The sequence below is a fragment of the Streptomyces melanogenes genome, assembly GCF_014649795.1.
GTDB lineage: Bacteria > Actinomycetota > Actinomycetes > Streptomycetales > Streptomycetaceae > Streptomyces > Streptomyces noboritoensis.
The window spans coordinates 318211-335977 of record NZ_BMTS01000005.1 but is presented as its reverse complement, the minus strand read 5'-3'; the positions used below and the strand labels follow the sequence as shown (position 1 = coordinate 335977).

The 17767-nt window shown below is 73.1% G+C and carries 17 protein-coding genes and 1 tRNA gene; 10 read left to right on the top strand and 8 right to left on the bottom strand.

The genetic code is table 11. The features are described from left to right. Window positions 1-963: an RluA family pseudouridine synthase gene (locus IE252_RS13940; RefSeq protein WP_190089677.1), complete on the bottom strand. Its 963-nt coding sequence runs from the start codon at window positions 961-963 to the stop codon at window positions 1-3. Between the two features lie 37 nt (window positions 964-1000). Then, a tRNA-Leu gene (locus tag IE252_RS13935) sits at window positions 1001-1088 on the bottom strand. A 193-nt stretch (window positions 1089-1281) separates the two neighbouring features. Here IE252_RS13935 and IE252_RS13930 point away from each other — a divergent pair. The 3 genes from IE252_RS13930 to IE252_RS13920 all read left to right on the top strand — a co-directional run bounded on the left by IE252_RS13930 (window position 1282) and on the right by IE252_RS13920 (window position 4008). Continuing rightward, a complete protein-coding gene (locus tag IE252_RS13930) occupies window positions 1282-2607 on the top strand; it encodes a M20/M25/M40 family metallo-hydrolase (protein WP_190089676.1) in 1326 nt (441 codons plus the stop codon). Between the two features lie 212 nt (window positions 2608-2819). Continuing rightward, window positions 2820-3053 carry a chaplin ChpH gene (gene chpH / locus IE252_RS13925; protein ID WP_190089675.1) on the top strand — a complete coding sequence of 78 codons (234 nt, stop codon included), beginning with the start codon at window positions 2820-2822 and terminating at the stop codon, window positions 3051-3053. Window positions 3054-3189: 136 nt separating this feature from the next. Further along, window positions 3190-4008 (top strand): chaplin, encoded by an 819-nt coding sequence (locus IE252_RS13920; protein WP_190089674.1) that lies wholly within the window; start codon window positions 3190-3192, stop codon window positions 4006-4008. A 93-nt stretch (window positions 4009-4101) separates the two neighbouring features. Here IE252_RS13920 and IE252_RS13915 read toward each other — a convergent pair whose 3' ends face one another. Continuing rightward, complete coding sequence (locus tag IE252_RS13915; protein WP_101387537.1) at window positions 4102-4290, bottom strand: DUF5703 family protein; 189 nt, start codon at window positions 4288-4290, stop codon at window positions 4102-4104. Between the two features lie 47 nt (window positions 4291-4337). On the opposite strand from IE252_RS13915, the gene IE252_RS13910 reads away from it, so the two are divergent. Further along, window positions 4338-5003 carry a hypothetical protein gene (locus tag IE252_RS13910; RefSeq protein WP_190089673.1) on the top strand — a complete coding sequence of 222 codons (666 nt, stop codon included), beginning with the start codon at window positions 4338-4340 and terminating at the stop codon, window positions 5001-5003. 106 nt (window positions 5004-5109) lie between these two features. On the opposite strand, the gene IE252_RS13905 is transcribed toward IE252_RS13910, so the two are convergent. Beyond that, on the bottom strand, window positions 5110-7434 hold the full coding sequence (locus IE252_RS13905) for an ATP-dependent DNA helicase (protein WP_190089672.1): 2325 nt from the start codon (window positions 7432-7434) through the stop codon (window positions 5110-5112). Continuing rightward, the gene (locus tag IE252_RS13900; RefSeq protein WP_190089671.1) at window positions 7431-8414 is read right to left on the bottom strand and encodes an aldo/keto reductase; all 984 of its coding nucleotides are present in this window, start codon (window positions 8412-8414) and stop codon (window positions 7431-7433) included. Before IE252_RS13900 ends, IE252_RS13905 begins: the two co-directional genes overlap by 4 nt. Before the next feature lie 138 nt (window positions 8415-8552). Here IE252_RS13900 and IE252_RS13895 point away from each other — a divergent pair, with 138 nt between their 5' ends. Both IE252_RS13895 and IE252_RS13890 read left to right on the top strand, forming a co-directional pair. Then, complete coding sequence (locus IE252_RS13895; RefSeq protein ID WP_190089670.1) at window positions 8553-9608, top strand: LLM class F420-dependent oxidoreductase; 1056 nt, start codon at window positions 8553-8555, stop codon at window positions 9606-9608. 225 nt (window positions 9609-9833) lie between these two features. Next, on the top strand, window positions 9834-10622 hold the full coding sequence (locus tag IE252_RS13890) for a ferritin-like domain-containing protein (protein ID WP_190089669.1): 789 nt from the start codon (window positions 9834-9836) through the stop codon (window positions 10620-10622). A 12-nt stretch (window positions 10623-10634) separates the two neighbouring features. Here the strand turns inward: IE252_RS13890 and IE252_RS13885 are convergent, their stop codons facing one another. Next, on the bottom strand, window positions 10635-11651 hold the full coding sequence (locus tag IE252_RS13885; RefSeq protein ID WP_190089668.1) for a magnesium and cobalt transport protein CorA: 1017 nt from the start codon (window positions 11649-11651) through the stop codon (window positions 10635-10637). A gap of 59 nt (window positions 11652-11710) precedes the next feature. Between IE252_RS13885 and IE252_RS13880 the strand changes: the two genes are divergently transcribed. The 4 genes from IE252_RS13880 (at window position 11711) to mshC (ending at window position 15251) form a co-directional block, all read left to right on the top strand. Next, window positions 11711-12409 carry a histidine phosphatase family protein gene (locus tag IE252_RS13880; protein WP_190089667.1) on the top strand — a complete coding sequence of 233 codons (699 nt, stop codon included), beginning with the start codon at window positions 11711-11713 and terminating at the stop codon, window positions 12407-12409. Between the two features lie 95 nt (window positions 12410-12504). Beyond that, window positions 12505-13095, top strand: a complete 591-nt coding sequence (locus tag IE252_RS13875; RefSeq protein WP_101387529.1) for a DUF3090 domain-containing protein — start codon at window positions 12505-12507, stop codon at window positions 13093-13095. Further along, a complete protein-coding gene (locus tag IE252_RS13870) occupies window positions 13059-13889 on the top strand; it encodes an SCO1664 family protein (RefSeq protein ID WP_190089666.1) in 831 nt (276 codons plus the stop codon). The genes IE252_RS13875 and IE252_RS13870 overlap by 37 nt, the downstream gene beginning before the upstream one ends. A 132-nt stretch (window positions 13890-14021) precedes the next feature. Next, window positions 14022-15251, top strand: coding sequence for a cysteine--1-D-myo-inosityl 2-amino-2-deoxy-alpha-D-glucopyranoside ligase (gene mshC, locus IE252_RS13865; protein WP_190089665.1), 1230 nt, complete (start codon window positions 14022-14024; stop codon window positions 15249-15251). A 69-nt stretch (window positions 15252-15320) separates the two neighbouring features. Here the strand turns inward: mshC and IE252_RS13860 are convergent, their stop codons facing one another. Both IE252_RS13860 and IE252_RS13855 read right to left on the bottom strand, forming a co-directional pair. Further along, window positions 15321-15842 (bottom strand): hypothetical protein, encoded by a 522-nt coding sequence (locus IE252_RS13860; RefSeq protein ID WP_190089664.1) that lies wholly within the window; start codon window positions 15840-15842, stop codon window positions 15321-15323. 111 nt (window positions 15843-15953) lie between these two features. Then, the gene (locus IE252_RS13855) at window positions 15954-17612 is read right to left on the bottom strand and encodes a S8 family serine peptidase (RefSeq protein ID WP_190089663.1); all 1659 of its coding nucleotides are present in this window, start codon (window positions 17610-17612) and stop codon (window positions 15954-15956) included. Window positions 17613-17767 lie beyond the last annotated feature (155 nt).

The following is a 17767-nucleotide window of genomic DNA, read 5'->3' as shown; positions in this document are numbered from 1 at the left end:
CTATTGGTCCGATGAATCGCCTTCGGCACCGGCTCGCGGCCAGGCGGCCAGCCGCAGCCCGCTCTCGAACCGCCGCTCCCGCCCGTCCACCGGATCCGTGAACTCCAGCACCTTCGCGAGCAGTTGCAGCGGGTGCGTGAAGTCGTCCGGGTCGGGCTCCTCGGTCACCACCGGGTACACCGGGTCGTTCAGGATCGGCAGCCCCAGGCCGTTCATGTGGACCCGCAGCTGATGGGTGCGCCCTGTCGCCGGAAGCAGCCGGTAGCGACCGAGCCCGGCCCGGTGCCCGACCAGCTCGATCCGGCTCTCGGCGTTCGGCTCGCCCGCCTCCTCGCGCGCGGCGATCACCCCGCGCTCCTTCACGATCCGGCTGCGCACGGTCATTGGCAGCGCCACACCCGCGTCGTACGGAGCGACCGCCTCGTACTCCTTGCGCACCCGCCGCTCGGCGAACAGGTTCTGGTACGCGCCCCGGTCCTCGGGGCGCACGACGAACAGGGCGAGCCCCGCGGTCAGCCGGTCGAGGCGGTGCGCGGGCTGGAGCCCGGGCAGGTCCAGGTCGCGCCGCAGCCGGGCGACGGCGGTCTCGGTGATGTGCCGCCCCCGGGGCGTGGTGGCCAGGAAGTGCGGCTTGTCCGCGATCACGATCCGCTCGTCGCGGTGGACGATCCCGACCTCGAACGGCACGGGCACCTCGGGGGCGAAGTCCCGGTGGAACCACACGTACATCCCCGGCCGGTACGCCAGGTGCTCGTCCACGGGCCCGTCGGCGGTCACGAACCGCCCGCCGCGCACCATCGCCTCGACGCGCCCGGCCCCGATCGCCCCGCCGAACCGCTCGACCAGGTGCTCCCGGACCGTCCCCCAGACCCCGTCCGGGTCGGCGGGCAGCCGCACCCGCACCGGGTCGATGCCGTCGCGCTGGGGGAGCGGGGCGGCCGGGAGCTTGGATCTACGTCTCACAAAACAAGAAAACCCCAGCTCAGCTGGGGTTTTCAAGTGGTGTCCGAGGGGGGACTTGAACCCCCACGCCCGATAAAGGGCACTAGCACCTCAAGCTAGCGCGTCTGCCATTCCGCCACCCGGACAAGGTGTCTGTCTCGCGGGCCGTGCCCGTTCCGACGTGGAAAACAATAGCAAACATCTGGGGGTGCTCGATCACCCCCGTGGCCTGCGTGAACGTCGTATGTCGACGGGAAGCCGCCCTTGGGCGGGCGGGGGGCGCGGGGGGAGGATGAGGGGGACTCTGAAGATGCGGCAGCGGCAGCGGGAGGAAGCAGCGTGAGCGAGTCGAAGGCGGCGCGGGGCGTGACCGGCGAGGACGAGGTCGTCGACCTCTGTCGCGATCTGATCCGGATGGACACCAGCAACTACGGGGACCACTCCGGTCCGGGCGAACGGGCGGCGGCCGAGTACGTGGCCGAGAAGCTCGCGGAGGTGGGGCTCGAACCGAAGATCTTCGAGTCGCACACCGGACGGGCCTCCACCGTGGCCCGGATCCAGGGCGAGGACCCGTCGCGGCCCGCGCTGCTCATCCACGGCCACACCGACGTGGTCCCGGCCAACGCCGACGACTGGACGCACCACCCGTTCTCCGGCGAGATCGCGGACGGCTGCGTGTGGGGGCGCGGCGCGGTCGACATGAAGGACATGGACGCGATGACCCTCGCGGTCGTACGGGACCGGCTGCGCAGCGGCCGCAAGCCCCCGCGCGACATCGTGCTGGCCTTCCTCGCCGACGAGGAGGCGGGCGGCACCTACGGGGCCCGCTACCTCGTCGACAAGCACCCCGACCTGTTCGACGGCGTCACGGAGGCGATCAGCGAGGTCGGCGGCTTCTCGTTCACCGTCAACGAGAACCTGCGGCTCTACCTCGTGGAGACCGCCCAGAAGGGCATGCACTGGATGAAGCTGACCGTGGACGGCAGCGCCGGGCACGGTTCGATGATCCACAAGGACAACGCCATCACCGAGCTCTCCGAGGCGGTCGGACGGCTCGGGCGGCACAAGTTCCCGGTGCGCGTCACCAAGACGCTGCGGCACTTCCTCGACGAGCTCGGCGACGCGCTGGGCACCGAGCTCGACCCGGAGAACATGGACGAGACGCTGGCCAAGCTCGGCGGCATCGCCAAGCTCATCGGCGCCTCCCTCCAGAACACCGCCAACCCGACCCAGCTGGGCGCCGGCTACAAGGTCAACGTGATTCCCGGACAGGCGACCGCGCACGTCGACGGCCGCTTCCTGCCGGGGTACGAGGAGGAGTTCCTCGCCGACCTCGACCGGATCCTGGGGCCCCGGGTCAGGCGCGAGGACGTGCACGCGGACAAGGCGCTGGAGACCACCTTCGACGGGGCGCTCGTCGACGCCATGCAGACGGCCCTGGTGGCCGAGGACCCGATCGCGCGCGCCGTGCCGTACATGCTCTCGGCGGGCACCGACGCCAAGTCGTTCGCGGACCTCGGGATCCGCTGCTTCGGCTTCGCGCCGCTGAAGCTGCCGCCGGAGCTGGACTTCGCCGGGATGTTCCACGGCGTGGACGAGCGGGTGCCGGTCGACGGTCTGAAGTTCGGCGTGCGGGTCCTCGACCGGTTCATCGACGCGTCCTGACCTGGGACTTCACGGGGGCCGGGCTCGCCCGGCCCCCGTGGACCGCAGGGCGCCCGTTTTGCCGAAACGACAAACCCAACAATCGCCCAGGCGTGCGTAGTTGACTGAAAAGAGTGAATGCGTTCATAAGCTCGTAGCCCCATAACTTCCGCCTCGTTACAGGGTGTGCGGTCCGCGGCTGGGATCGCACCTTTGCCAACAAGGAGGAAGTAATGATCAAGAAGGTCGTCGCCGCTGCGGCTGCCACTGGTGGCCTGGTTCTCGCGGGTGCGGGCCTCGCCGTCGCCGACGCCGGTGCCCAGGGTGCCGCCGTGCACTCCCCGGGTGTCGCGTCGGGCAACGTCATCCAGGCGCCCATTCACATCCCCGTGAACGTCTGCGGCAACACGATCTCGGTGATCGGGCTGCTGAACCCCGCCTTCGGCAACGTCTGCGTCAACAAGTGACGTCGAGCCTGAACCCGTGAGGGTCTGAGCCTGGCGGCCCCGGAGTGCGCGCCACGCACTCCGGGGCCGCCAGGCACCCACTCCCGGGCGCACCGGTTCCGGGAGCATCCGGTAGGTAGAAGGCAGGGAACAACCTATGCGACAGGTCACCAGAAAAGGCCTGATCACCATGGCCGCCGCCACCGGCGTCATCGCCATGGGCAGCGGCTACGCACACGCCGACTCGAAGGCGAACGGCGCCGCGACGGACTCCCCGGGCGTCCTGTCCGGCAACGCGGTCCAGGCGCCGATCCACGTGCCGGTCAACGCGTGCGGCAACACCGTCAACATCGTCGGGCTGCTCAACCCGGCGATCGGCAACACCTGTGTCAACAAGGGCGGTTCGCACCACGGCGGCGGCGGGGCCACGGCCCGCGGCCACGCGAGCGACTCGCCCGGCGTCGGCTCCGGCAACAGCGTCCAGGCGCCCGTCGACGTCCCGGTCAACGCCTGCGGCAACGGCGTCACCGTGATCGGAGCCCTCAACCCGGTCTTCGGCAACGACTGCGCCAACGTGTCCGGCGACGACCACCACCCCGGCACCCCGCACCACCCCGGCAAGCCCGGGCACCCTGGCCACCCGGGGAAGCCGGGCCACCCCGGCAAGCCCGGTGAGCCGTGCGAGGGCGAGCACCCGGGCACCCACCACCCCGGCACCCCGCACCACCCGGGCAAGCCCGGTGACTCGGTCAAGCCGATCCACCGGACCAAGCCCGGCCAGCACCCGCACACCCCGGGCACCCCGGCCGCCCCGCACGGCCCGGGCACCTCGGGCACCTCGGGCGTGACGGGCCCGCAGGCCGCCGGCACGCTGGCGCACACCGGGTCGGACGCGGTGGGCATCGCCCTCCCGGCCGGCGCGGGTCTGCTGCTCGCCGGAGCCACGCTCTACCGCCGCGCCCGCTCCGGCGCGTGACGCGGAGCCGCGCACCACGGCGGCGGTAACCAGACAGAACGGATCGGGCCCCGCGGTCGCGGGGCCCGATCCGTTTTCGTCACCCGATGTCCGTCACCACGTGGCGCGCAGCTGGCGGATGATCCGTCTGCGCAGCCGCACCCTGCGGCTGCCGTCACGCAGCAGGCTCAGTCGCTCCAACTCCCAGTGTCCGTACTCGGCGTGGTCGGTCAGCAGGCGTGTGGTGTCCTTGCGGGAAACCCCGCGCGGCACGTACACGTCGACAAATTCGTATTCCGGCATCGCATCTATTGTGCGGGCAGAGCCCCGGTACGGATAGCGTCTGCACTATGTCTGATGCTGCGCAGCCCTCCGCTGCCGAGGTACGTGCCGCCGCCGACGCGGTCAAAGCCGCGCTGGACCGCCACCTGGAGGCGGTGGAACGCCGCACCGGGGACGACGATCCGGCCGTGTACGACGCGTTCAACGCCCTGGCGGCCGCTGCCGAGGCGTACGACGAGCGGCTCTACGACCGGTACGACGAGGTCACCCCCTTCGAGATCCCGGGCGCCGACGACTCCCTGCCGCCCTACACGGGCCCGGAGGAGCCGAACGCGCTGAGCGTGCTGATCCGCCGCGACTACGCGGTGGTGGAACCCCAGCGGCTGCTCGCCCAGGCCCAGCGGATCGCGGACCTGGACCCGGAGGCCGACGACTCGGCCGAGGACGACCGGGCCGCCGCCGTGGTCGGCACGAGCGTGCACGCGGCGCTCGGGGTGCTCTTCGGGGAGTACGAACCGGACGAGATCGCCTCCCGGCACAAGGAGTTCGGCCTGGAGGAGGGCGACTCCACGCTGTGGGTGTCGGCGGCGGACGAGCTGCCGGAGCCGGGGGAGTGGCTGAGCACGCCGTTCGACCACGCGGATCCGCAGCGGGTGGTGTGCCGGTTCGACGTCAGCGCGGTCTTCGACGAGGACGAGCTGGAGGACGAGGACGACCTGCCGGGAGCGTCGTGACCCCTCCGGGGCGCTGACCCCCGCGGTGCTCCGCGCCCGGCCGACAGCCTCCGTGCCCCGTACAGGGCACGGAGGCTGTCGTGTGTCGCGGCGGGCGGGCCCGGGGCTACTCCGCCTCGGGCGTCCGCAGCAGGGACGCCAGAAGGGGCGTGAGCCGTGTCGTACGCGCCGGGGCGGGCACCTCGGCCACCGCGCGCGGGAGCGCCTGGTCCACCCCGTGGACCACGGACAGATGGCGCTCGGCGCGGCCGAACGCCGTGTAGACCCACGACCGGCTGAGCCCCTGCGCCGCGTCCCCCGGCAGCACCGCCACGACCGCGGGCCAGCGCATCCCGGCCGCCTGGTGGGCGGTCAGCGCCCAGCCGTGCCGCAGCGCCGACTCGACCCGCTCCTTCGGTACGACGAGCGGCTCACCGCCGCAGTCGAGGTGCAGCCCGTCCGGGCCCGCCGAGCCGACCACGCCCACCGAGGTGCGCCCGGGCGCCTCCGCGTACGCCACGCGGTCGCCCGGGTCGAAGCCCGCGAACCGACCGGGTCCCGGGTTGAGTCGCTGCTTCAGGGCCGCGTTGAGCGCCCGGGTCCCCGCCGAGCCGCCGTGGCCGACCGTGATCACCTGGGTCTGCTCGGCCGGCACCCCGATCGCGCGCGGCACCGAGTCCGCGACCAGCTGGACGCAGCGGTGCACCGCCTCGCCCGCGTCCCGCACCGGGACGATCACGACCTCCTTGCCGGGCGCCTCGACCTGGCCGAGCTCACCGGCGCCGATCCCCGAGACCAGCTCGCCGAGCGGGCCGGGGTCCGGGGTGCGCGATGCCACGTGCGGGACCGCCCGGGCCGCCAGCACATCGGCGAACACCCGGCCCGCGCCCGCCGAACCCAGCACCTCCGGGTCCCCGCCGAGCACCAGCCGGCAGCCGTCCGGCAGGGACTCGACGAGCATCGCCGCGCCCTCCACGTCGAGCTGCGGGGCGTCCGGCACGACCAGCACGTCCAGGGCGAGTGCCCCGTCCTCGTCCCGGCCGGGGCCCTCGGCCCCGGAGAGCAGCGCGGCCACGGTGAAGGCGCGCTCGGTTCCCACCGCCCCGGCGAGTCGGCGGCGGCCGTCCCGGGTGTGCGCGGCGGCGGCCGCGCGCAGGCCGAGGCCGTGGGCGGCGGTCACCACCGCGGCGGACTCGGCGCGGGCAGCCTCGCCGCCGGAGTGGGTGACCAGGCCGTGGCCCGCCACCGCCCTGATCAGCTCGGCGGCGGACGGCGAGGGGGCGGCCGCGGCGGCCTGTTCCCAGTCCGAACCGTCGTCCTTCACCGGGGCGTTGGCGAGCCGGGCCAGGCCGTCGGCGAGGCTCTCCTCCGCCAGCGCGTACCGGTCGAGGCCGAGCAGCACCTCGACGGGGGCGGCCTCCTCCTCCGGGGTGTCCTCCTCGCCGTCGTCCGGCTCGGTGTCCAGCGCGGCCACCCCGTTCTCGAAGACCAGCACCACGCCCTCGTCGACCGCGTGCCGCACGGCCTCGTCCACGTCGGGCACCGAGCGCTCGGCGAGAGCCGCCTTCACCGCCGCGATCGGCAGCGCGGTGTGGCCCTGGACCGACGCGCGCTCCAGGGTCCAGGCGACCAGCGCGGCCGTCCGGCGCGGGTCGTCCGGGCCGCACTCCGCGCCGAGCAGCGCCCGGGCGAAGCCGTCGGCCTGCTCGGGGCGGACCCCGGGCACCGCGAGCAGCTGCCAGGGGTCGGTGCGCAGCACGTCGGCCGCCTGCTCGCCCAGGGCGTCGGCGACCTGCGGGGCCAGCGAGTCCGGCGCACCGCCCTCACCCAGCACGGCCCGCACCGCGGCCAGCGCCTCCGGCCCGGCGGCCACGCGCGCGGGCTGCGGCGCCTGCGTCCGTACCGGCGCGGGGGCGGCCGGGAGCGGGGCGGGGCGGCGGGGGGCCGGGGCGGAGGCGAAGAACGACGCCCCCGGCTTCTCGCCGCTCTCGACCGCCCGGACGGCCGCGAGCAGGTCGGCGGCCTGCCCGCTGAGCTTGGTCCCGGCCGCGACCGGCCCCTCCTTCTCGGCCTTGCGCGCCTCGATCCGGGCCCGCAGCTCCCGCTGGGCGGCGAGCTCGGCCTGCGCCTCGGACAAGTCGGCGGAGCCGTCACCGGTCGCGGCGGCGCCGTCGTCCCCGGCCTCACCCTCGGCGCCTTCGGTGCCGGGAGCAGGGCTGCCTGCGCCCTCGGCCGAGGGCCTCGCCTCGTCCGCGCCCCCGCGAGCCCCGCCGCCCTCGGCTGAGCCTTCGACCTCGGCCAAGTCACCGTCCCCGTCCTCGGCGCCTTCGGCGCCCCCCGCGCCCTCGGGCGTGTCAGCTGACGCGGCCACTTCGGGCACACCGGCCTCTTCGGCGTCGGCGACGCCTTCGGCCGGGGTTCCGGGGGCCGTCCCCGGGGGAAGCGCGGTCACAAGGTGCTCCAGTCCTGGTCGGGATAGCGGTGCACGGGCGCCGACACATCGTCCAGCGCCCGGCAGATCTCCTGGGGAAGACTAAGCGCCTCCACTGACAATGCCGCCGCGAGCTGCTGCGCGTTGCGCGCGCCGACGATCGGCGCGGCCACTCCGGGCCGGTCCCGCACCCACGCGAGCGCGACCTGCAGCGGCGTCGCCGCGAGGCCGTCCGCGGCTATCGCCACCGCGTCGACGATCCGGCTCGCCGCCTCGTCCAGATACGGCGCGACGAACGGCGCCAGCGACTCGGACGCCCCGCGCGAGTCCGCCGGGGTGCCGTTGCGGTACTTCCCCGTCAGCACCCCGCGCCCCAGCGGCGAGGACGGCAGCAGCCCGATCCCGAGGTCGAGCGCGGCCGGCAGCACCTCCCGCTCCACCCCGCGCTGGAGCAGCGAGTACTCCATCTGCGTGCTCGCCAGGCGGGTCCGCACGCCCGGCGCGCCCAGCTGCCAGGTCGCCGCCTTGGCGAGCTGCCAGCCGCAGAAGTTGGACACGCCCGCGTACCGCACGCGGCCGCTGCTCACCGCGATGTCCAGGGCCTGGAGCGTCTCGTCCAGCGGCGTCTGCGGATCGAAGGCGTGGACCTGCCAGATGTCCACGTAGTCCGTGCCGAGACGTTCCAGCGACTCGTCGAGCGCGGCGAGCAGATGGCCGCGCGAGCCGTCGAAGCGCCGGTCCGGGTCGGGCACGCTGCCCGCCTTGGTCGCGATGACCAGGTCGCGGCGCGGCACCAGCCGCTCCACCAGCTGTCCGAGCAGGTATTCGGCGTCGCCGCCCCCGTACACGTCCGCCGTGTCGACCAGCGTGCCGCCGGCCTCCCAGAACGCCTTCAACAGATCGGCGGCGTCGTGCTCGTCGGTGTCCCGGCCCCAGGTGAGGGTGCCGAGCCCGATCCGGGATACGCGCAGGCCCGTACGGCCCAGGTGCCTCTGCTCCATGGGCGCTGAGATTACTGGCCAGGGCGCGACGCGGTGAGGGCCTGTGGACAACTCGGCTCAGGGAGCCCTGCCGCCCCGCCCGCCCGCGCGCTAGAGTCCCCCGGAACAGGGACGTTACTGATCAGTAAGGGGACCGTCATGCGGCTCGGGATCAACCTCGGCTACTGGGGCGCCGGAATGGACGGCGACAACCTCGCCGTCGCCCAGGAGGCCGACCGGCTCGGCTACGACGTCTGCTGGGCCGCCGAGGCCTACGGCTCGGACGCGCCCACCGTCCTGGCCTGGGTCGCCGCCCAGACCGAGCGCATCGACGTCGGCTCCGCGATCCTCCAGATCCCGGCCCGCCAGCCCGCGATGACGGCGATGACCGCCGCCACCCTCGACTCGCTCTCCGGCGGCCGCTTCCGCCTCGGTCTCGGCGTCTCGGGCCCACAGGTCTCCGAGGGCTGGTACGGCGTCAAGTTCGACAAGCCGCTGGCCCGCACCCGCGAGTACGTCGAGATCGTCCGCCGGGCGATGACCCGCGAGCGCCTCAGTTACGAGGGCGAGCACTGGACGCTGCCGCTGCCCGACGGCCCCGGCAAGGCGCTCAAGCTCACCGTCCACCCCGAGCGCGAGCACATCCCGCTCTACATCGCCGCGATCGGCCCCAAGAACCTGGAGCAGACCGGCGAGATCGCCGACGGCGCCCTGCTGATCTTCCCCTCCGCCGACCACCTGGAGGACACCGCGATCCGCCACCTCCGGGCGGGCCGCGAGAAGGCGGGCAAGACCCTTGAGGGCTTCGACGTCTGCCCGACGCTGCCGCTGGCGCTCGGTGCGGACAAGGACGTCAACGCGCTGGCCGACATGTTCCGCCCGTACACCGCGCTCTACGTCGGCGGCATGGGCAGCTTCAAGCAGAACTTCTACAACCAGCTCGCCCAGCGCATGGGGTACGAGAAGGAGGCCGCCGAGATCCAGCAGAAGTACCTCTCCGGCGACAAGGCGGGCGCGGCCGCCGCCATCCCGCACCAGCTCATCGACTCCACCACGCTGCTCGGCTCGGTGGAGCGCATCGCCGACCGGATGCGGGCCTACGCCGCCGCCGGGGTCACCACCCTCACCCTCGCCCCGGCCGGCTTCACGCTCGACGAGCGGGTGGCGGCGCTGCGGGCGGGCACCGAGGCGCTGGAGCACGCCGGTCTGGCGTAAACGCGACGGGAGGTCTGCGGCCGTGGTGGGGGCTCGGGGGGTCTTCCCCGCCACGGCCGTCACCCCGAACAACGCGCTGTGCGCCGGGTGGGTTACGGGCGGACACACCCCCGTGCGTTCCTTCGTTCGGCCCAGTGGAGAGGCACCCCTGTTGCCCCGTTCTGTCCTTCGCACTTGACTTGCTCTTTGCAGATGTCTGTACGGGAGTCATGCGGAGGTACGGCGATGCTTTCGGCCAAGAGCCTGTTCCAGGAGATCCTCGACAACGACGAGTCGTTCCGGCTCTTCTGCTCGATCGCGGCCAGCGGCGAGACCCAGGGCGGCTGGGAGAACGGCCGTATCTCCGCACTCGTCCCGCCCGAGCAGCACGAGCTCGCCCCCAAGATCGCCCGGCACGGCGCCGACGAGGACAAGCACGGGCGGATCTTCAACGCGCTGCTCAAGAAGCGCGGCCTCACCCCGGTCCCGGTGCCGGCCGGGACCGACTACACGATGCTCCTGGAGCGGCACGGCATCGGCCTCGCCCACGAACGGCTGCGCGCGGAGCGCCCGCTCACCGAGCAGGACATCGTCACCTACCTCTCGCACAGCCGGGTCACCGAGCAGCGGGCCGCCGACCAGATGGTGATGCTGGTCCGGTACTTCGGCGACCACCCCGAGGTCGGCCGGGCGATCCGGATGATCAGCAACGACGAGGACAACCACCTCGCCTACTGCCACGAGGAGCTGCTGCGCCTGGCGTACGCCGGGCACGGCCGCACCATCCAGCGCGTGCTGCGCGAGTGCGCGCTCGCCGAGATCCGCGTCTACCGGGACGTCAGCCTGGCCGTGATGGCGCACATGGGCCGCATCCTCGGCTGGCCGAAGGCCAAGTCGGCGGCGCTGACGGCCGGGATCCACGGCATGTACGCCTACGAGCGGGCCGGCGGCTGGCGGCGGATGGTCAGCCTCGCGATGCCCGAGCACCGAGACGCCCTGGGCGGACCGACGGCCCCCGCACCCGAGTTCGCGTAACCCGCAGGCTCCCTAGAGCCAGCCGCGGCGCTTGAACGTGCGGTACAGCACCACTTCGAGCGCCGCCATCAGCGCCAGCACCGCCGGATACGCCCAGACGTACTTCAGCTCCGGCATGTGCGCGAAGTTCATGCCGTAGATCCCCGCCACCATCGTCGGCACCGCGGCCATCGCCGCCCACGCGGAGATCTTGCGCATGTCGTCGTTCTGCCGCACGCCCATCTGCGCGAGATGGGCGGAGAGGATGTCGGAGAGCAGCCGGTCCAGGCCCTCCACGCCCTCGTTGGCACGGATCAGGTGGTCGCTCACGTCGCGGAAGAACGGCTGCGCCTTGTCGTGCACGAACGGCACCCCGGCCCCGGAGAGCCGCTGCATCGGCTCCGCCAGCGGGCCGCTCGCCCGGCGGAACTCGAGCACCTGCCGCTTGAAGGTGTAGATCCGGGACGCGACCGTGCCCCCGTTGCCCGGGGCGCGGCCCTTGCCCTCGCGGCCGACCGGCGCGAAGACCTCCGCCTCCAGCTCCTCCAGGTCCGTCTGGAGCTCCGCGGCCACCTCCGTGTAGTGGTCGACGACGGCGTCGCTCACCGCGTACAGCACGGTCGTCGGGCCGTGCCGCAGCAGCTCCGGCTCGGCCTCCAGTCGCATGCGCACGTCGTGCAGCGGCGAGCCCTCGCCGTGCCGGACCGTCACCACGAACGAGTCGCCGATGAACAGCATCAGCTCGCCGGTGCTCACGGTGTCGCTCTCCGGCTCGTACGCCACGGGCTTGAGCACCACGAACAGCGAGTCGTCGTACACCTCCAGCTTGGGTCGCTGATGGGCTGTCAGGGCGTCCTCGACCGCCAGCGCGTGCAGCCCGAACTCGCTGCTGACCAGGTCGAACTCGTCCTCGGTGGGCTCGTACATGCCCAGCCACACGAACGCGTCCCCGGCCGCCCGGGCCTCCTCGAGGGCGTCCGAGTAGTCCGGCGGGCCCTCGGTGCGGCGGCCGTCCCGGTAGATGGCGCAGTCGACGATCACGGCGCGCATTCTTCCGCGAACCCGTACCGGCCGCACCCGCTCGGGCCGGTCGGCCTACGCTGGCGGACATGGCCACGCTGATCCTCGTACGTCACGGACGCTCCACCGCCAACACCTCGGGCGTGCTGGCCGGGCGCACGCCCGGTGTGCTGCTCGACGAGCGGGGCGCCGCCCAGGCCGCCGAGCTGCCCGCCCGGCTCGCCGGGCTGCCGATCGCCGCCGCCGTCTCCAGCCCGCTGGAGCGCTGCCGGGAGACCCTGCGGCCGCTGCTCGACGCGCGGCCCGGACTCGCGCTCCACACCGACGAGCGCATCAGCGAGTGCGACTACGGCGACTGGTCGGGCCGCAAGCTCGCCGAGCTCACCGAGGACCCGCTGATGGAGGTGGTGCAGCAGCACCCGTCGGCCGCGGCCTTCCCGGGCGGCGAGTCGATGCCGGCCATGCAGCGGCGCGCGGTCGAGGCGGTGCGCGAGTGGAACGCGCGCGTGGAGGCCGAACACGGCCCGGACGCCGTGTTCGTCATGTGCTCGCACGGGGACATCATCAAGTCGGTCGTCGCCGACGCCCTCGGAATGCATCTGGACCTCTTTCAGCGGATCTCGGTGGAACCGTGTTCCCTGACCGCGATCCGCTACACCCGGCTGCGCCCGTTCCTGATGCGCCTGGGCGAGACCGGTGACTTCGGCTCGCTGGCGCCGCGGCCGGCCAAGGAGAGCGGGGCCGACGGCGGCCGGGCCGTCGTCGGGGGTGGCGCGGGAGCACCGTGATCGCCGGGCGCAGTAGGGTGGACGGGCCGAAAACACCGCGCTCCGCCCCGGCGGGCCCGCACCCACCGCTCAATCCGACATAGGGAGACCAGGACGTGTCCCGTCAGGTGTTCTTCTACGACCCACCGGACCGCTTCGTGGCCGGTACGGTCGGGCTGCCCGGACGCCGTACGTTCTTCCTCCAGGCGTCCGCGGGCAGCCGTACCACCAGCGTCGCCCTGGAGAAGACCCAGGTCGCGGCCCTCGCCGAGCGGATCGACGAGCTCCTGGACGAGGTCGTGCGGCGCACCGGCGGCAACGCGCCCGTCCCGGCCGTCGCCCCCGCCGACGTCACCGACACCGCGCCGCTCGACTCCCCCGTGGAGGAGGAGTTCCGCGTCGGCACCATGGCGCTCGCCTGGGACGGCGAGGAGCAGCGCATGGTCATCGAGGCGCAGGCCCTGGTCGAGCTCGACGCCGACTCCGAGGAGGACCTCGCGGAGGCCGAGGAGCGGCTGCTCCAGGACGACGAGAACGGCCCGCCGATGCTGCGGGTGCGCCTCACCGGCGCCCAGGCCCGCGCCTTCGCCAAGCGCGCCCTGGACGTGGTCAACGCGGGCCGCCCGCCGTGCCCGCTGTGCAGCCTGCCGCTCGACCCGGAAGGACACGTATGCCCGCGCCAGAACGGATACCGACGGGGAGCCTGACGGCGGTGGAACTGCTCACCAAGGGTGAGCTCACCGTGCGCGGCCGGATCCGCGAGGCGTCCAACGCGGTGCTGTACTGCACCGTCGCGTACGAGGGCGCCAGCGCCCACTGCGTCTACAAGCCGGTGGCCGGGGAGCGCCCGCTGTGGGACTTCCCGGACGGCACGCTCGCCCAGCGCGAGGTCGCCGCGTACGAGGTCGGCGCGGCTCTCGGCTGGGACCTGGTGCCACCGACCGTGCTGCGCGACGGGCCGTACGGCGAGGGCATGGTCCAGCTGTGGATCGAACAGCCGGAGGGCGACCCCGAAGAGGGCGGGCTGCTCGCGCTCGTCGACGGCGAGGAGCCGGGCGAGGGCTGGAAGGCGGTCGGGCTCGCGGACGTGGGGGAGGGCCGCACGGCGCTCCTGGTGCACGCCGACGACGAGCGGCTGCGGCGGCTCGCGGTGCTCGACGCCGTGATCAACAACGGCGACCGCAAGGGCGGCCATCTGCTGTCCACCGAGGACGGCCGCCTCTACGGCATCGACCACGGGGTCACCTTCAACGTCGACGACAAGCTGCGCACGCTCCTGTGGGGCTGGGCGGGCGAGCCGCTGACCGAGGAGGCGGTGGCCGCGCTGACCCGTCTCGCGGCCGCGCTGGCCCCGGGCGAGCCGCTGGCCACCCGACTGGCGGAGCTGATCACCGCGGCCGAGCTCGACGCGCTCCGGGGCCGGGTGGCGGGCCTCCTGTCGGACGGGGTGCACCGCAGCCCGTCGGGCGAGTGGCCGCCGATTCCCTGGCCACCGGTGTAGCGGCGGCCCCGGTGACGTAACGGGACAAGCGGGGTCCATGCACGGCGGGCCGGGTGTGCGCAAGACCGCGTATTCGGCCAAGAGCGCACATCCGGTTCGAATATGGAGCGTGCATCCGGTTACGCTCATGACATGCATGCCTGGCCCGCTTCTGAGGTCCCCGCCCTGCCCGGCAAGGGCCGCGACCTCCGGATCCACGACACCGCGACCGGTGGTCTTGTCACCCTCGACCCCGGTCCCGTCGCCCGTATCTACGTCTGCGGCATCACTCCGTACGACGCGACCCACATGGGTCACGCGGCGACCTACAACGCGTTCGACCTCGTTCAGCGCGTGTGGCTCGACACCAAGCGGCAGGTCCACTACGTCCAGAACGTCACCGACGTCGACGACCCGCTCCTGGAGCGCGCCATCCGCGACGGACACGACTGGACCGCGCTCGCCGAGCGCGAGACCGCGCTCTTCCGCGAGGACATGACCGCCCTGCGGATGCTTCCCCCGAAGCACTACATCGGAGCCGTCGAGGCGATACCCGGCATCGTGCCGCTCGTCGAGCGGCTGCGGGACGCGGGCGCCGCCTACGAACTCGACGGGGACGTCTACTTCTCCGTGGAGAGCGACGCCCACTTCGGACAGGTCTCCCACCTCGACGCCGAGGCCATGCGGCGGCTCTCCGCCGAGCGCGGCGGCGACCCCGAGCGCCCCGGCAAGAAGAACCCGCTCGACCCGATGCTCTGGATGGCCGCCCGCGAGGGCGAGCCGAGCTGGGACGGCGCCAGCCTGGGCCGCGGCCGGCCGGGCTGGCACATCGAGTGCGTCGCCATCGCCCTCGACCACCTCGGCATGGGCTTCGACGTGCAGGGCGGCGGCTCCGACCTCGCCTTCCCGCACCACGAGATGGGCGCCTCGCACGCCCAGGTGCTCACCGGCGAGTTCCCGATGGCCAAGGCGTACGTCCACGCCGGGATGGTCGCGCTGCACGGCGAGAAGATGTCGAAGTCCCGGGGCAACCTGGTCTTCGTCTCCAAGCTGCGCCGCGACGGCGTCGACCCGGCGGCGATCCGCCTCGCGCTGCTCTCGCACCACTACCGGGCCGACTGGGAGTGGACCGACCAGGTCCTCCAGGACGCCGTGGAGCGGCTCGCCCGCTGGCGCGCGGCCGTCTCCCGCCCCGACGGGCCGTCCGCGGACGCCCTGGTCGAGGAGATCCGCGACGCCCTCTCCCACGACCTGGACGCCCCGACGGCGCTCCTGGCCGTGGACCGCTGGGCCGCCCTCCAGGAGTCCGAGGGCGGTACGGACGAGGGCGCGCCCGGCGTGGTCTCGCGCGCCGTCGACGCGCTGCTCGGCGTGGCCCTCTAAGAGAGTTCTTCAGAGCACGGCGCCGGGTGGGCACTGCCCACCCGGCGCCTTTTCGCGTACGTGCCGGTGCTACTGCCGGTTCACCACGACGGCCTGGATCGCGCCCGTCTTGGTGTCGAAGAACCCGATGACCTGCTGGCCGAAGGCGAACGCCTGCCGGACCGCGTCATGCGTGGTCTGGCTCGGGTTCGCCAGCGGGTGCCAGTTGTTGGCGATGAAGAGGTACAGGATCGACGGCTGGCCGGGCAGCGGGGTCACCACGTCCCAGAATTTGGTGGCGATGCCGCTGGTCACCGAGGCCGCCTCGATCGCGCTCGGCAGCACGAGCGGCTGCTCGGTCTGCTGCATGCCCCCCATGTGCTGCCCCATCTGCTGGAGCAGCTGCTGGAAGGGCTGCTGCTGGCCGAGCTGCTGGAGCTGCTGCTGGATCTGCGGCGGCGAGGTGTTCGGCCCCTGCTGCTGGCCGGACTGGCCCTGCGGGAAGCCCTGCTGGCCCTGCGGGAAGCCGCCCTGCTGCTGCGGGAAGCCCTGTTGCTGGCCGTACTGCGGCTGACCGTACTGCTGCTGACTCATCTGCGGGGTGGTGCTCATACGGGTGTCACCTTCCCTGTGTCGATGCGTGGGTTCGGTCATGGATCGGCCGTGAGGTGGTCGTGCGTCGATGTGCGGAGGGGAGGATTCGGGGGCCGACGCGTGGGGCGGTCAGCCCGCGACGACGAGACCGACGACCTCGTCGTCCGAGAACCAGACGCGTACGTCCGGCCGTCCCTGGGCGAAGGCGGCGTGCACCGCCCTGCGCAGCTCCGGCGCCGGTTCGTTGAGGTTGCGCCACGCCCCGGCGACGAACAGCCGGAGCCTCGGGGGGAGTTCAGGGGGGTACGGGAGGAGCTCGTCCCAGTACCGCTCGGCCTGGCCGGTGCCGACCGTGGAGGGCATCAGCCGGGTCACCGCCGCTTTGATGTCGGGGCGGCTGCCGATGCGCTGGGAGGCGGGCCGCCCCGGCGCGTCCTGCTGCGGCGAGCCGGTGGTCCGCAGGATCTCGCGGGCCCGCTCGGGGGTCATCGGCGCCAGGTCCGCCGCCTTCAGGATGCCCTGGAGGCAGACGAGGGCGCCGGTCACCACGGGCGCGGCGGCGGAGGTGCCGGAGAACGCGTCGGTGTACCAGGCGATCTCCTCGGCGCCGCCCTGGAGTTCGCCCGCCCGGTCCCAGAACCCGCCGGTCGTCGTGGTCTCCCGGCCCCAGCCCTGGGCGTCGACGCGTGACCCGTAGTTGGAGAACGCGAGCCGCGAGCGGTCCGGGCCGTGGTCGCGGCCGTGGGTGCCGGGCGGCGGGGCGCCCGCGCCGACCAGGACCGCGCCGGAGGACGGGTTGGCGGGGTTGAGGGGGTTGCGCCAGGTCCGGGGGAACCGCTCGGGCCGCCGCTCGTACAGCGCGTCGTCCAGGCTCTCCCCGCCGTTCCCGGCGGCCGCCACCACCAGGACGCCCCTGGAGGTCGCCCGCCGGATCGCCGCGAAGTCGTCCGGCCACCACTCAAGGGGCAGGAATCCGGCCTGGTCGTCGCGGTGTTCGTATGCGAACCGGGGTCCCGGCCGGTGCAGTGCGACCAGCACGACGTCGCCGGGCGCCAGCCGTTCGGCGGCGGCGTGGATCGCCGCGGCCGTGCCGAGGGAGGCGCACGAGGCCGCCGCCGTGACCGACTCCGGGGCGATCCCGGTGATGCCCTTGTCGTCGCGGTCGCCGCCGAGCACGCCGAGGACCGCGGTGCCGTGGTTGCGCCACGCCAGGTCCTGGACCGGGGTGCCGACGACGATCCCGGCGAGCCTCTCCGCCAGGTCCTCGTGGCCCAACTGCCAGGCGCCCTCGACGTCGACGACGGTGACGCCCCGGCCGGAGCCACCGGGCCGCTGCCAGGCCCAGTACGCGTCGACCCCCTCGGGCGCGGCCCGCAAGTAGCCCTGGCGGCCGGTGAAGTCGGGGGTGACCGGCGCGCCCTCCTTGAGCCGCCGCACCACCTCGTCGTCGAAGCCCGTGTACTCCGCCGGAACCGCGCCCGGCTTCACATAGGCGGTCTCGATCCCGGGCAGCGCGGCCAGCCGGGCGGCGATCTCCTCGGCCCGGTCCGCCGCGCCGCGTACGCGGTGGAAGAGCGCCAGTTCGGGCTGCGCGCCCCGGCCGAAGAGCGGCTCCAGGGCGAGCTGTTGGTCGCCGAGGAACAGGGTGAGCGCCGTGGTGTCCGCCGCGGAATCCGGACGGGCGACGACGATCAGCTCCGGCTCGGCGCCTTGGTAGGTGAATCCAGCTCCATCGGGTCCGGGGCCCGCCGTTCCGGGGCCCTGGCCCGGGAGTGCCTGATCGGTCATGGCCGCTCCCGCTCCCATCTGATGGCTTACGGATCGGGTTCGCGCACGTCCCTACCCGGCACACCCTGCTACCAGGAGGCCGATGCGTCCACCCCGTAAGGGCAGTTGGGTTTTAAATAATGGCGGGTTGGGAAACGTGTGCAATTCGCCCGCAC